This window comes from Qipengyuania sp. B-5 (assembly GCF_056857815.1).
This window is the reverse complement of record NZ_JBSXNU010000052.1, coordinates 44,018-57,010: the sequence shown is the minus strand read 5'-3', so window position 1 is coordinate 57,010 and position 12,993 is coordinate 44,018. Positions and strand designations below refer to the sequence as shown.

Annotated in this window: 15 protein-coding genes; 9 read left to right on the top strand and 6 right to left on the bottom strand. The window is 60.9% G+C overall.

The features are described 5' to 3' along the window. The first annotated feature begins 4 nt into the window (after positions 1-4). Together ftsH and AC13CE_RS11690 are read left to right on the top strand one after the other, a co-directional pair. The gene (ftsH, locus tag AC13CE_RS11695) at positions 5-1,975 is read left to right on the top strand and encodes an ATP-dependent zinc metalloprotease FtsH (RefSeq protein WP_482972511.1); all 1,971 of its coding nucleotides are present in this window, start codon (positions 5-7) and stop codon (positions 1,973-1,975) included. Positions 1,976-2,087: 112 nt separating this feature from the next. Beyond that, positions 2,088-2,387: an entericidin EcnAB gene (locus AC13CE_RS11690; RefSeq protein WP_482972510.1), complete on the top strand. Its 300-nt coding sequence runs from the start codon at positions 2,088-2,090 to the stop codon at positions 2,385-2,387. A gap of 1 nt (position 2,388) precedes the next feature. Here the strand turns inward: AC13CE_RS11690 and AC13CE_RS11685 are convergent, their stop codons facing one another. Further along, positions 2,389-3,474 (bottom strand): DUF3667 domain-containing protein, encoded by a 1,086-nt coding sequence (locus AC13CE_RS11685; protein WP_482972509.1) that lies wholly within the window; start codon positions 3,472-3,474, stop codon positions 2,389-2,391. 140 nt (positions 3,475-3,614) lie between these two features. Then, positions 3,615-3,959, bottom strand: a complete 345-nt coding sequence (gene rpoZ / locus AC13CE_RS11680) for a DNA-directed RNA polymerase subunit omega (protein ID WP_221538431.1) — start codon at positions 3,957-3,959, stop codon at positions 3,615-3,617. Positions 3,960-4,070: 111 nt separating this feature from the next. On the opposite strand from rpoZ, the gene AC13CE_RS11675 reads away from it, so the two are divergent. Next, the gene (locus AC13CE_RS11675; RefSeq protein WP_482972508.1) at positions 4,071-5,252 is read left to right on the top strand and encodes a phospholipase D-like domain-containing protein; all 1,182 of its coding nucleotides are present in this window, start codon (positions 4,071-4,073) and stop codon (positions 5,250-5,252) included. 3 nt (positions 5,253-5,255) lie between these two features. On the opposite strand, the gene AC13CE_RS11670 is transcribed toward AC13CE_RS11675, so the two are convergent. After that, entirely contained in the window at positions 5,256-6,779 is a 1,524-nt protein-coding gene (locus tag AC13CE_RS11670; protein WP_482972507.1) for a replicative DNA helicase, read from the bottom strand. Between the two features lie 138 nt (positions 6,780-6,917). Here AC13CE_RS11670 and AC13CE_RS11665 point away from each other — a divergent pair, with 138 nt between their 5' ends. The 4 genes from AC13CE_RS11665 to AC13CE_RS11650 are packed head-to-tail and all read left to right on the top strand — an operon-like array spanning position 6,918 to position 9,569. Then, the gene (locus AC13CE_RS11665) at positions 6,918-7,421 is read left to right on the top strand and encodes a UPF0262 family protein (protein ID WP_482972506.1); all 504 of its coding nucleotides are present in this window, start codon (positions 6,918-6,920) and stop codon (positions 7,419-7,421) included. A 6-nt stretch (positions 7,422-7,427) separates the two neighbouring features. Further along, entirely contained in the window at positions 7,428-8,132 is a 705-nt protein-coding gene (locus AC13CE_RS11660; RefSeq protein WP_482972505.1) for a glycoside hydrolase family 25 protein, read from the top strand. A gap of 10 nt (positions 8,133-8,142) precedes the next feature. Further along, positions 8,143-8,547, top strand: coding sequence for a cytidine deaminase (locus AC13CE_RS11655; RefSeq protein ID WP_482972504.1), 405 nt, complete (start codon positions 8,143-8,145; stop codon positions 8,545-8,547). Further along, the gene (locus AC13CE_RS11650) at positions 8,544-9,569 is read left to right on the top strand and encodes a S66 peptidase family protein (protein ID WP_482972503.1); all 1,026 of its coding nucleotides are present in this window, start codon (positions 8,544-8,546) and stop codon (positions 9,567-9,569) included. The genes AC13CE_RS11655 and AC13CE_RS11650 overlap by 4 nt, the downstream gene beginning before the upstream one ends. Positions 9,570-9,585: 16 nt before the next feature. Here the strand turns inward: AC13CE_RS11650 and AC13CE_RS11645 are convergent, their stop codons facing one another. Together AC13CE_RS11645 and AC13CE_RS11640 are read right to left on the bottom strand one after the other, a co-directional pair. Beyond that, complete coding sequence (locus AC13CE_RS11645) at positions 9,586-10,725, bottom strand: M14 family metallopeptidase (protein WP_482972502.1); 1,140 nt, start codon at positions 10,723-10,725, stop codon at positions 9,586-9,588. Further along, positions 10,722-11,327 (bottom strand): DUF4136 domain-containing protein, encoded by a 606-nt coding sequence (locus AC13CE_RS11640; RefSeq protein WP_482972501.1) that lies wholly within the window; start codon positions 11,325-11,327, stop codon positions 10,722-10,724. The genes AC13CE_RS11645 and AC13CE_RS11640 overlap by 4 nt, the downstream gene beginning before the upstream one ends. 240 nt (positions 11,328-11,567) lie before the next feature. Here AC13CE_RS11640 and ykgO point away from each other — a divergent pair, with 240 nt between their 5' ends. Together ykgO and AC13CE_RS11630 are read left to right on the top strand one after the other, a co-directional pair. Continuing rightward, positions 11,568-11,693, top strand: coding sequence for a type B 50S ribosomal protein L36 (gene ykgO, locus AC13CE_RS11635; protein WP_006833921.1), 126 nt, complete (start codon positions 11,568-11,570; stop codon positions 11,691-11,693). A 95-nt stretch (positions 11,694-11,788) separates the two neighbouring features. Beyond that, on the top strand, positions 11,789-12,403 hold the full coding sequence (locus AC13CE_RS11630) for an HAD family hydrolase (RefSeq protein WP_482972500.1): 615 nt from the start codon (positions 11,789-11,791) through the stop codon (positions 12,401-12,403). Between the two features lie 77 nt (positions 12,404-12,480). Here the strand turns inward: AC13CE_RS11630 and AC13CE_RS11625 are convergent, their stop codons facing one another. After that, positions 12,481-12,828, bottom strand: a complete 348-nt coding sequence (locus AC13CE_RS11625; protein ID WP_221538421.1) for a DUF8200 family protein — start codon at positions 12,826-12,828, stop codon at positions 12,481-12,483. Positions 12,829-12,993: the final 165 nt, after the last annotated feature.

Here is a 12,993-nt window from a genome sequence, read left to right as displayed (position 1 = left end):
CGCAATGCGCGATGATAATGACAACCGCACACCCGATCCGGAAGGAAACGGTCCCAACCCGTGGATCAAGAGCCTACTGGTCTGGGGCGGTGTATTCCTCGGCCTGTTGCTGGTCGTCTCCATGTTCGGAGGCGGAGGGCAGAGCGCAGGCACCCAGCTGCTCTATTCGGACTTCAAGGAGAAGGTGGCCGAAGGGACGATCAAGTCGGTCGAGATTTCCGACGAGCAGATAACCGGGGTAACCAACGACAACGAACCGTTCAGCACCATCCCCGTCAAGGGCGATACTACGCTGACTCCTCTGCTTGAGGAAAACGGCGTCCAGTTCTCCGGCAAGGAAGCCGAAAACGGCAGCATGCTGGTCTATGCGCTGATCAATATCCTGCCATTCCTGCTGATCCTGGGCATCGCGTTCTTCGCGCTGCGCCAGGTGCAAAAGGGTGGCGGCGCAGGCGGTGCCATGGGCTTCGGCAAGTCGAAGGCCAAAATGCTCACCGAAAAGCAGGGCCGTGTGACATTCGAAGACGTGGCCGGTATCGACGAAGCGCGCGAGGAACTGGAAGAAATCGTCGAGTTTCTCAAGGATCCGAGCCGTTTCTCCAAGCTGGGCGGTCAAATCCCCAAGGGTGCGCTGCTGGTCGGCTCCCCGGGTACAGGTAAGACCTTGCTCGCCCGCGCCATCGCTGGCGAGGCGGGCGTTCCCTTCTTCACCATTTCCGGTTCGGACTTCGTTGAAATGTTCGTCGGCGTCGGCGCGAGCCGCGTGCGCGACATGTTCGAACAGGCCAAGAAAAACGCGCCCTGCATCGTCTTCATCGACGAAATCGACGCGGTCGGCCGCAGCCGTGGTCATGGCCTCGGCAATTCGAACGACGAGCGCGAGCAGACGCTGAACCAGTTGCTGGTCGAGATGGACGGTTTCGAAGCCAACGAAGGTATCATCATTATTGCGGCGACCAACCGCCCCGACGTGCTCGACCCCGCGCTGTTGCGCCCGGGCCGCTTCGATCGTCAGGTCGTCGTGCCCGTGCCCGACATCGACGGGCGCGAGAAAATCCTCGCGGTCCATATGCGCAAGCTTCCGCTCGCACCCGACGTAAACCCGCGCACCATCGCGCGCGGTACCCCCGGCTTCTCGGGCGCGGATCTCGCAAACCTCTGTAACGAAGCCGCGCTTCTGGCTGCGCGCCGCAACAAGCGCCTCGTTGCCATGCAGGAATTCGAGGACGCCAAGGACAAGGTCATGATGGGCGCCGAGCGCCGCAGCATGGTCATGACCGAGGACGAGAAGAAGATGACCGCCTATCACGAGGCAGGCCACGCGCTGGTCAGCCTCAACGAGCCGGCATCGGACCCGATCCACAAGGCGACGATTATCCCGCGCGGCCGCGCGCTGGGCATGGTCATGCGCCTTCCCGAACGGGACAACTACTCCTACCACCGCGACAAGATGCACGCGAACCTTGCCGTGGCCATGGGTGGCCGCGTGGCGGAGGAAATCATCTTCGGCCACGACAAGGTATCGAGCGGCGCTTCCGGAGATATCCAGTACGCTACCGACCTGGCCAAGAACATGGTGACCAAGTGGGGCATGTCCGACAAGCTCGGCCCGCTGATGTATGAGGAAAGCCAGGAAGGCTATCTCGGCATGGGTCAGACCGCTCGCACCATGGGCGGGGCAGAAACCAACAAGCTCATTGATGCGGAGATCAAGTCACTGGTCGAAGGTGGCCTTGCCCGCGCGCGCGAGATTCTCACCGCGCAGGAGGACAAGCTGCACCTCCTCGCCCAGGCCATGCTCGAATACGAGACCCTGACCGGCGAGGAAATCGATCAGCTGATGAAAGATGGCAAGATCGACCGTCCCGCTGAATCGAAGGGACCGGTTGCAGTCCGCCAGCCCGGCGGCAGCACGGTTCCGAAAGCCGGCAAGAAGTTCGGCGGATCGGGTGAAGGCGCCCCCGCCGGAGCCTGAACTTCACATTTCGAAGCAATGAGGGCGCCGAGCGGGAAACTCTCGGCGCCCTTTTTGCGTTCATTATAGACACGGACCGATTGAACGGTCGCCAGAATACAGGGACGAACCGATGAAACGCATGATCGCTGCCAGCCTCGCTGCCGCAACCCTCCTCGGCCTTGCCGCATGTTCGGATCAAACGCAGGAAGATGCAGCACGCACGGCTGATCTTGCGGGCGACGACATCAAGGCAAATGCCGAAGTCGCAGGCGAGGTTCTCGAACAAGGCGCGAAGGAAGCCGCCGGTGCGGTTGCGGAAGGTGCTTCTAACCTGGAACGCCATATCGAGGAAAACGATACGGAAACTCCGGGGCCGGCGCCTGTGCTCGGCGATGAGTTGAATGCCGATCGGGCCGATCCAAACGAGTGAACTAGAAGGCGCCCATCACCAGCAGCAGCTGGAGAAACAGCGTCAGAATCACCATGATGAACACAGTAAGGACCGCGAGCCTCCAGAACGCTAAAAAGCGTGACAGCCCGTAAGCCCCCCGAAGCTGCTTGTAGATATGGAGAGGCGGGACGAGCATGAGGGCAAGTGCGATCAGAGCCGTATGCAGCCCTGCAAGCCCTGCCAGAGTCACTGCTAGCACCAGCAAGCTCATGAAGCTGAGCGAATAGGTCACGAAAATGGCGTGATCATACGCCTTGAAGCGGCGTCGCCAGGCAAACAGTAACCACACAAAGGGGATGGATAGGGGGATCAGCAGCCAGCTGAATTTGTAAAAGTTGGTTTGCAATTTGTAGAGCATGAGCCCCGGGTTTTTGCGCCACTTGGCGACGATGCCCTGATCGATTGTCTCGATACCTGTCAGGCTCGTGGTCGAAGAGGCCCGTTTTCCGTCCCGATCAATGAAATCATAGTCTCTTCCGGTCTCGATGAACGCGATTGCTTCGTCGAGGCCGGCTATCTCGGTCTCCAGTTCTGCCCGTCGCTCGCTATCCGAGAGATCGGTTGCCGCGAGTTCTGCCTTCAATGCCTCGCGTGCGCCTTCGGCCCGTTCACGCACCTCCGCATTCGGGCTGCTCATGTCGGTGGGCGTCGAGATTCCCGCCATCTGGAAGATCGCGAACATGAGGAAGATGGAAAACAGGAACAGCGCCATCGGAGAAACGAAACGGGTCCGCTCCCCATCGATATAGCGGCGCGTAAGTTCGCCGGGTTTGAAGAACAGCTTGGGCAGCGTTTTCCACGTTCGCCCTTCGAAATGGAGCGCCCCATGCAGCAGGTCATGTAGAAATGCGCCGATTGTGCGGTGGAGGTGCGCCTGCTGTCCGCATTCATGGCAATGCGAACCGATCAGCCCGGTCCCGCAATTGAGGCAGGTGCCCTCGGCGAAATGCCCCTGGACGAGCGGTGTCGGCTCACCGGTAACGGCCTGGTTCCCTTTGCGCCCGACGACCTTCGCAAAGAGGCCTCCCTCCGCTGCCGTTCCGATTGCTTCGCCGAAATCGCTCATTCCCACACCCTCCGGCGTTGCTATTAAACCGCATCACCAGACCTCGTCGAGGTCGAACATTTGCCCGTTTCTATGCACGCAAATACAAAAAGGCCGCGTCCCGATGGGAGGCGGCCTTTTCGTATCGAACGAGCGGAGGTTCAGCCTTCGTAGTCGGAACCGATCGAGGTCGAACGGGTCGGGGCCGAGGCGGTGATCCGCAGCGCCTCCGCCGACTGGCTGAGCGAACCTACTTCATCCATTTCGTCATCGTCGTCCGGCAGGATCTTCTGCAGGTTGGTGACGGCAGCTTCCTTCAGATCCTTAGGCTTCACGGTCTGCTCGGCAATCTCGCGCAGCGCCACGACAGGATTCTTGTCACGGTCACGGTCGATAGTCAGTTCCGCGCCGCCCGAAATCTCGCGAGCCCGCTGGGCAGCCAGCAGGACGAGATCGAAACGGTTGGGAATTTTGTCTACGCAATCTTCGACGGTAACGCGCGCCATGGGCACTCCGATGCAAAATCTGAAGAGAATCTTGGAAAGCGCGCCAAATAGGGATGGATCGGCCGATAGTCAAGGATTTGCGCAGTGCCGACAAGTCGCTAAGGCCGGGAAATGGGAGATACCGAAAGCACCTGCCCACCCCCGCAATTCCGGGACCCGGAACCGTTCGAAATGGATGCGGCGGGTCAGCACCTGGCTTTCTATCCGGGCGGGATCGATCGCCGCATTGCTCTCTTCGAACTGGTCGAAGGTGCAAAAACCAGCATCGATGTCTGCTTTTACATTTTTGCCGAAGATACGGTCAGCACCGAATTTCGCGATGCGCTGGTGGCAGCCGCACGGCGCGGCGTAAAAGTGACGCTCATCGTGGACCGCTTCGGTGCGGCCGCAACCGAAAGCTTCCTGCGCCCGCTGACCGATGCCGGGGGAGCTTTCCTGTGTTTTTCTGCCAAGTGGACGCGCCGCTATCTCATTCGCAATCACCAGAAGCTGGTCATTGCAGACGGAAAACGGGCAATGTTCGGTGGGTTCAACATTGCCGACGATTACTTCGCGCCGCCTGAAGAAAACGGGTGGAACGATCTCGGCATCGTGATCGAAGGTCCGGCGGTCGATGGATTGAACGACTGGTATGCAAAATTGCGCCAGTGGACCGAGCGCGAGGAGCAACATGCCCGCGAGATCGCCCGCACGGTACGCGACTGGGAATGGAAGGAAGACGAAGTCACCTGGCTGGTCGGTGGGCCGACGCGGGGGCTGTCGAGCTGGGCGCGCTGCGTGTCGGACGACCTCATAGAAGGCGACCGCCTCGACATGTTCATGGCCTATTTCAGCCCGCCCAAGAAGCTGCTTCGCCGGATAGGCCGGATCGCGCAGAAAGGTGACACACGCCTGCTGATGGCCGGAAAATCGGATAATGGAGCGACGATCGGAGCGAGTCGTTCGCTATACGATTACCTGCTGGCAAAGCGCGCGGAGATCTGGGAATTCGAGCCGTGCAAGCTCCATACCAAGCTCATCGTACTCGATGATGCAGTCTATCTGGGGAGCGCCAATTTCGACATGCGGAGCCTCTATATCAATCTCGAGCTGGTGCTGAAAATCGAAGATGCCGCGCTGGCGGAGCGTATGCGCGAGTTCGTCGGCCAGCACATCGCCGTGTCGGAACGCATAACCATCCCGCTGCATAAACGCCGTGCGACCTTGTGGAACCGTATTCGCTGGAACCTCAGCTGGCTGCTGGTTTCGGTGATCGACTATACGGTCACCCGCAGACTCAACCTCGGTATCTGAGATCTATTCGTAATCCTCGTAACCGCTACGCAGTTCGGGCGAGGTGAACTTGGTGAATTCGCTCTGGAAGAGCAGCGGTACGTTGCCGGTGGAACCGTGGCGCTGCTTGGCGACGATTAGTGTGGCGCGGTTCACCAGCTCGAGGTGACGCGCTTCCCAATCGGCATATTTCATGCGCGCCTCTTCGCTGCTGGTTTCGTCCGGCGTGTCGGGCTTGAGCGCGTTGTGATAATATTCGCCGCGATAGATGAACCAGACCATGTCGGCATCCTGCTCGATCGAGCCAGATTCGCGCAGGTCCGACAGTTGCGGGCGTTTGTCCTCGCGTTGCTCCACCGCGCGGCTTAGCTGCGACAGCGCTATAACGGGAACATGCAATTCCTTGGCGAGCGTCTTTAATCCGCGGCTGATCTCGGAAATTTCGTTCACGCGGTTGTCGTTTGCGCGGCCCGAACCCTGCAGCAGTTGCAGATAGTCGACTATGATCAGACCGATATCGTGGCGACGCTTAAGACGCCGCGCGCGCGTGCGCAGTGCGCCGATGGTGAGGCCCGGCGTGTCGTCGATATAAAGCGGCAGCTCGTTCAGTTCCTGACTGGCGAAGGAAAGGCGCTGGAACTCTTCCTTGCTCAGCTTTCCCGACCGCAGTTTTTCCGATGAAATTTCCGCCGTCTCCGCGAGGATACGGGTCGCCAGCTGGTCGGCGCTCATTTCGAGGCTGAAAAAGGCGGTCGCCGCGCCGGGGCTTTCGCTGCGCTCGATGCCGATCTTCTCGTCATCCATCAGCCGGCGCGCGGCATTGAAGGCGATATTGGTGGCGAGCGAGGTCTTGCCCATGCCCGGACGGCCTGCGAGGATCACGAGGTCGGAATTATGCAGGCCGCTGGTCTTGTCGTTGAGGGTTTCGAGCCCGGTGGTCTTGCCCGAAAACTTGCCGCCGGAATTGATCGCCGCCTCGACCATCTTGAGCGCGCCGAGCGCGGCAGTGCGGAAATCCTGTGCCTCGCTCCCGGTCGTGGCACCTTCGGCCACCTTGTAGAGATCGGCTTCGGCCTGGCTGATGCGGTCCATCGGCGCGACTTCATCCGAAGTGTCCAGCGCGCCTTCGACGAGATTGCGTCCGACATGCACCAGCTCGCGCAGCAGGGCGAGATCGTAGATCTGTTCGGCCAGCTTACCGGTGGCGAGCAGTCCCTGCCCGTCCATGGTGAGCTGCGCGAGATAGGTCACCCCGCCCAGCTGCTTCATCGCCTCGTCGCTCTCGAAATAGGGCTTGAGGGTGACTGGCGTAGCCACCGAATTGCGATCGATCAGCTTGTGGATGCGCTCGTAGATTCGCTGGTGCACCGGCTCGTAGAAATGGTGCGGCTGCAGCGGGGTGTTGAGTTCCTGCACCACCTGGTTGTCGATCAGCACCGCACCGAGGAAGGCAGCTTCCGCTTCGACATTGCTAGGCAGGGTCTGGCCCTGCTTCTCGGCAGTTGGTGTCGAATCGGTTGCGGGGAAGAGAAGATCGGTTTCGGCCATGCGCGGCACCATGGCCGTCGGCGACTCTATCCACAAGCGAACGAGTGTGCCGATTTGTCATCCTGACTTGTGGATAGCGTGGATTGTTTCGACAGGCCTTGCCCCGCCTCGTCGCAGTTGCGAAAGCAGCTTCGGACGATGAGCGATTCAACCACCCCTTCAGGCGACCAGCGCATTGCGAAGATCGATCTCGATGAAGAGACGATAATCTGGCGCAATGCCGATATCGAACAGGAACGGCGCATCGCGATCTTCGACCTGATCGAAGAAAATACATTCAAGCCGGTGCGCGCGGCCGAACGCGGGTCGGCCGGCCCCTATCACTTGCGTCTCGCCGTACGCGACGGGCGGCTTCTCATGACCATCTCGGACAGCGAAGGTAACGTGCTGGAGGAACTGCTGCTCGGCCTCGCCCGCTTCCGCCGCCCGATCCGTGAATATTTTGCCATCTGCGACAGCTATTACCAGGCGATCCGCAAGGCGACACCGGGCGAGATCGAGACGATCGACATGGCGCGCCGGGGCGTACACAACCGCGCGGCCGAATTGTTGCTCGAGCGGCTGGAAGGCAAGGTCGAAACCGATTTTCCCACTGCCCGCCGCCTGTTTACCCTCATCTGCGTCCTGCACATCAAGGGCTGACCGGCGATGGCGAAACGCAAGAAGAGCCGTGGAGGCCTCCTGATCAAGTTGCTGCTGCTCGCAGGCCTGATCGGCGCAGGCTATTGGCTGTATCTTCAATACGAGCAGCAGGGCTGGAGACCAGACGATCAGGCCTATCCGGACCAGGGCGCCCTGATTGGCGAGAACGATGGCGCGGTCGATTTCGAGGTCCTGAAGGGTCTGGGGGCCGAGTTCGTCTATCTCGAGGCCAGTCGCGGCGCGCGCGGCAAGGACGCCAATTTCTCGCGCAATCTTGCCGCGGCGCGCGAGGCCGGACTGCAGGTCGGCGCGGTCCATCTGTTCGATCCGTGTGAAACCGCCGACGGGCAATCGGCGAATTACGTCACTATCGTGCCGCGCGATGCCGACCTGCTGCCTCCTGCGATCCGGCTGTCGCGTATGACCGACGAGTGTCCCGAGAGTGTTTCCGAAGCGGCGGTGCAGAGCGAGTTGCTGACGCTCGTCAACCAGATCGAATCGCATACCGAAGCCCCAGTCGTGCTCGCGCCGAGCGAGGAGTTCGAGGATCGCTATCGGCCCGCACGCCGTCTCGAACGTGCGCTCTGGCTGGATGGTGACATGAAGGAGCCCGATTATGGCGGACGACCGTGGACGGTCTGGACCGCCAATTCGTCCTATCTCAGCGAAGCGGCCGAGAAGCCCTTGCGCTGGCTGGTCGTGCGACCGTAGAGCCGCAATCATGACTGACGACGACCTGATCGCTGCCGCCCGCAAGGCCGCCGAAAATTCCTATTCCCCCTATTCGAATTTCGCAGTGGGCAGCGCATTGCGCTTTGCAGACGGGAGCGTGGTGACCGGCACCAATATCGAGAACGCCAGCTATGGCCTTGCGCTTTGCGCCGAAACGGTCGCGGTATCGAAGGCCATGGCAGACGGGATTCGCGGCGGACTGGAAGCGGTCGCAGTGACCGGGCCGGGCGACGAACCGATTACCCCCTGCGGCCGCTGCCGACAGGTTCTCAACGAACTCGCGCAACTGGGCGGGACCGATCCGCTGATCCTGTGTGTGGGGCCCCAAAAGGTACACCGGGTGAAGCTCAGCGAGCTCCTTCCGCAAGCATTCGGGCCCGCCAGCCTCGTATGATCGACCGGCGCGCCGCCATCGGCGGTCTGGCCGCACTGTCTCTGGCGACTGCAGCACCTTCGCTCGCTCACGCCCCCTCTCGCCCCAGGTCGCGTCGCAAGCCGCGGCGCATCACGCTTGGCGATACAGTGGGCCTTGTGGCCCCAGCCAGCGCGGTGAGCGACGAGGAGATAGCCTTCGCCCAGCATAATATCCGTGGCATGGGACTGGTGCCGAAACTCGGTTCCAGCGTCACTGCAAGAGATGGCTATCTCGCCGGGACGGATCGCCAGCGTGCCAGTGATCTCGAGGAGATGTTCGCCGACGAAAGCGTAAGTGCGATCTTCGCCATTCGCGGAGGCTGGGGCGGGGCGCGGCTGCTTCGGATGCTGGACTGGAATCTGATCCGCGAGAATCCGAAGCTCCTCATCGGCTATAGCGATGTGACCTCGCTGCACCTCGCGATTGCGGCGAGGACAGGCTTCGCCACCCTCCATGCGCCCAATGCTGGCAGTCCCTGGCCCAAGGCAAGCTGGGAAAGCTTGTGGCGGCTCGCCTTCACCGGCGAGACGCCAGTCCTGAGCACCGGAATCGAACTCGCACAGGGGCCGCAAGGAAGGACGATCCGGACGGGCATGGCGCGCGGCAGATTGCTGGGTGGTAATCTGACCGTTCTCTCTACCCTGATGGGCTCTCCTTACGTTCCCGATTTTAGCGGAGCGATCCTGTTCCTCGAGGACGTGAACGAAGAAGAATACCGGATCGACCGGATGCTGCAGCAACTCTCGCTGGCAGGCGTGTTGGGTCAGCTATCCGGCGTGGTTTTCGGCCGGTGCCGCAGCTGTGCGAATTCCGACCCGGACTACGCGGGCCAGACGCTTGACGATTTGCTGACCAGCTATCTGGAGCCGCTCGGCATTCCTGCTTTCGCAGGCGCCAATATCGGCCATCATCGCGGGCAGTTAAGCCTGCCCCACGGCGGGATGGTGGAAATCGATGCTGCTGCGCGCACGATCGCCCTCCTGGAGCCGATCGTGCGCTGAGTTCGCCGGGCGCGGCTCAGATGCCGCGCTCGTCCATCCATTCAACCAGTGAAGCAAGGCAGTCGCGGGCCAGCATCTTGCAGCGTTCCGGGCTCCAGCCCTGTTCGGGTTCCGGATCTGCCTTGTTATCCTTGTAGGGCATTTCCAAGGTCATCGCGGTCGCGCCGAAGCGTTCTGCAACCTGATTGGTGCTCATGGAGAGGTTGGCCTTGCCCGGGGCGGCCTTGGTATAGCCGAATTCGGTCTGGAAATCGGGAGTACGGCGGTCGAGGATGCGTTCGTAGCTGTAATAGCGCTCCCCATGCTCCTCGGTCCAGGAGGGGATGCCTTCGTAGCCTGCAAGGAAACTGACCGGGATCGCTTCGTCACCATGCACGTCCATAGCGAAATCGACGCCGGTCTTGTCCATGTAGTTGCGAATGGCGAGCACTTCCGGACTGCGTTCGGCGCTGGGGTTTTCCCATTCGCGGTTCAGGTTTGCGCCCGCCGCGTTGACGCGTAGGTTCCCCCGCTTCGAACCGTCCGGGTTGCAGTTGGGCACGAGATGCAGGCGGCACCGCTGACGCAGCTTGCGCCCGACGCTGTCCGATGGATCGGTGAGCACTTCCAAGGCGCCTTCCATCCACCACTCGGCCTGCGTTTCGCCCGGGTGCTGGCGGGCGTAGAGCCACACGTTGAAACTGCCATCGCCCATCTCGAGGCAATCGATCGGCTGGCCGTCCAGCGTATTGCCGAGATGAGTGTGGGTCACCCCTTCCGAAGCCGCGGCCTCGGCTACGAGATCGTGATGGCGCTCCATCGAATAGGGCGCGAAATAGGCGAAATAGGCGATATCGCTGGCGGGCGTATAGCGGATCGTCAGTGTTCCGCCTTCTTCGCCTTCGTCGTAGCTGGAAGAGGCTCGGCCCCAATAGTCGCGGTCTTCGGATACACAGGCGTCATAGTCGGGCCAGCCGCCGGGATAGGCGCTGTTCGAAAGCTGGGTGATCTTGAGCACGAGTTCGCGGCCCGCAGCGCCCGAGACGCGAAAGTGAAACCACTGCTTGAACTCGCTATTCGTATCCCGGGGAATTGCCAGACGGGCGGTTGCGCCTTCTACCGACAGGACTTCGATATTGCCGCTGTCGAAAGCTGCATCGATCCGGATATCACTCACTCGGGAACCTCAATTTCTACTGTTTCGCCATTATTGCCGGGAAATTCGCTGAACAGCGCGGCGGCGACCGTCTGGGCGTTCGCCTGCGATTGCGCAAGGGGCGAATTGTCTGCCACACGGAAGTCGGCGCGGCCTTCCCACAGGTTCTGCGAAGTTGCTGCATCGCGAATTGTCACAGCCAGCTGGGTGCCGACCTGATCGCGCTGACCCCCGCCAAGATTGATGCCGAGTCCGACCCCGACGCCGGAACCATATGTTCCGGTGCTGCCGCCTACGCCGACACTCACGGGAGAGCGACGACCCTCGGCAGTCATCACGTATCTTTCGATGGAAACGGTCGCGATCTGGGAGGCGGAGCCACGCTCGCTCTCGCTATAGCCGAGGCGCCGCAGTTCCTCTGCGACTGCGGATTTATAGGGTGCCGCGGAAAGACTGTCGGCTTCCATGCCCTCGGCGCTTTCCACGAAAATACTGCCTTGGCCCAGCCGATCGCTGGCCTCGGATGCGACGAAGCGCGTTACCTCGACCGGGCCGGGAGTGGTTGCGCAGGCCGCAAGCGTCATGGCAGCGAGAGTTGCGGCGGCGGCGGATCTCAATGTCATTATGCGACCTTTCTTGCTTTCTTGCATTGGGGAAGTCTTTCTCCAACGCCCGGGCTGCGACAAGGCTCCGTCGCGCGATGATCTTGGTATAATCATCACTCACGCGCTGCAATGGGAGCGCCAGCTCTCCAAAATTCGCGGAAAAGCTTGACCAGAATCGGCACTGCCTCTAACGGGCGCGCTTGAAATTGGCGCGTCGGGGCACAATCTCCGGCGCGTATTTATTTGCAGAGAGAAACGATGAAGATCCGCAACAGCCTCAAATCGCTCAAGAGCCGTCACCGCGATTGCCGCGTGATCCGTCGTCGCGGCCGCACTTACGTCATCAACAAGACCAACCGTCGCTTCAAGGCCCGCCAGGGCTAAGCTTCGGCTGCGCGCGGGCCGTCCTGCGCGATTGTCTACCGACCGGCCCGGCTCCGAAGGGAGCGCGGGCCGTTCGCATTTGGGGAACCAGCATTATGAACCGTCAGCGGGTCGACGCCGTCGTTTTCGACGTCGGGCGCGTGCTTTACCAATGGGACCTGCGCCATTTGTTCGAAAAGGTGATCGACGATCCCGCGCGGCTGGAACGGATTCTGAACGAGGTCGTCACCGAGGAATGGCATTTCGAGCATGATCGCGGACGTCTGCTGGACGAGATGATTGCTGAACGGATCGCTCTTTATCCGGAATTCGAAGCAGCCATTCGGGTCTATCGCAGCCGCTTCAACGAGACGATTCCCGGACCTGTTCCCGGCAGTCACGCCCTGGTCGAACGGCTCCATGCAGGGGGCGTACCGCTATTCGCCATAACCAATTTCGGGGCGGAGTTCTGGGGGCGATTTGCCCCGCACGAACCGATCTTCGACCGATTCCGTGAAATTGTGGTTTCCGGGGTCGAGCGGATCGCAAAGCCCGATCCGGCTATCTTTATGCTGTCGGCGGAGCGCTTCGGCTACGCGCCGCAGACCATGCTCTTCATCGACGACAATCCCGAAAATATCGTATCGGCGCAGAACTGTGGCTGGCAGGTGCATCACTTCACCGATGCGGAGTTGCTCGAGGAGGATCTATCGGCGCGCGGCCTGATCTGACGAAAAAGCCCCGGCGGTTATCGCCGGGGCTTGAAGGCCCACCCTGATGGAGAGGGGGTGGGAGGGATCGGGACGGTTCAGCCGTTGCACTTCGCCAGCTTGTCAGCTTCGAGCGCTTCGCCCTTGGCGGTGAAAGCGACCACTTCACCGGTATCGCGCTGAAGTTCGCGGCAAACGCGCAAGGGACGCGAAGTGCCCTTCGGTGCGACGCAGGTCGTTCCCCGACAGGTCCAGGCGACACCACCGGCGATCACAGTGCGTTCGGTTGCGGGCTGCGAGAGTTCAGCGGTATAGAACGGCGCATTGCTGCGTGCTTCGGCTGCGCTCGGCGCAACAAGGGCGCCGAAGCCAGCGGCCGTGTAGAGGATAGCGGCGCCGAAGACGCCCAGCTTGGCGGAGGGAGAGTTGGAGAGGGAGAGGGTCATGTCGAAACCTTTCGGTGGATGCATTTTTAACAACAGCAATTGCGAAAACAGCAACTAAGTTTCGATTTGCAACTGGTTGCGAATCACTACCTATGCTTATAGGTTTCGTAATGCAACCCATTTTTCTAAATATTTGGCTTCAGCGGATTATGCGCTAGACAGGTT

Coding starts and splice junctions, on each gene's coding strand:
- AC13CE_RS11690 (WP_482972510.1), top strand. CDS start 2,088: ATGAAACGCATGATCGCTGCCAGCCTCGCTGCCGCAACCCTCCTCGGC.
- AC13CE_RS11630 (WP_482972500.1), top strand. CDS start 11,789: ATGAACCGTCAGCGGGTCGACGCCGTCGTTTTCGACGTCGGGCGCGTG.
- AC13CE_RS11675 (WP_482972508.1), top strand. CDS start 4,071: ATGGGAGATACCGAAAGCACCTGCCCACCCCCGCAATTCCGGGACCCG.
- AC13CE_RS11655 (WP_482972504.1), top strand. CDS start 8,143: ATGACTGACGACGACCTGATCGCTGCCGCCCGCAAGGCCGCCGAAAAT.
- AC13CE_RS11650 (WP_482972503.1), top strand. CDS start 8,544: ATGATCGACCGGCGCGCCGCCATCGGCGGTCTGGCCGCACTGTCTCTG.
- rpoZ (WP_221538431.1), bottom strand. CDS start 3,959: ATGGCGCGCGTTACCGTCGAAGATTGCGTAGACAAAATTCCCAACCGT.
- AC13CE_RS11670 (WP_482972507.1), bottom strand. CDS start 6,779: ATGGCCGAAACCGATCTTCTCTTCCCCGCAACCGATTCGACACCAACT.
- ykgO (WP_006833921.1), top strand. CDS start 11,568: ATGAAGATCCGCAACAGCCTCAAATCGCTCAAGAGCCGTCACCGCGAT.
- AC13CE_RS11660 (WP_482972505.1), top strand. CDS start 7,428: ATGGCGAAACGCAAGAAGAGCCGTGGAGGCCTCCTGATCAAGTTGCTG.
- AC13CE_RS11685 (WP_482972509.1), bottom strand. CDS start 3,474: ATGAGCGATTTCGGCGAAGCAATCGGAACGGCAGCGGAGGGAGGCCTC.
- AC13CE_RS11625 (WP_221538421.1), bottom strand. CDS start 12,828: ATGACCCTCTCCCTCTCCAACTCTCCCTCCGCCAAGCTGGGCGTCTTC.
- AC13CE_RS11665 (WP_482972506.1), top strand. CDS start 6,918: ATGAGCGATTCAACCACCCCTTCAGGCGACCAGCGCATTGCGAAGATC.
- ftsH (WP_482972511.1), top strand. CDS start 5: ATGCGCGATGATAATGACAACCGCACACCCGATCCGGAAGGAAACGGT.
- AC13CE_RS11640 (WP_482972501.1), bottom strand. CDS start 11,327: ATGACATTGAGATCCGCCGCCGCCGCAACTCTCGCTGCCATGACGCTT.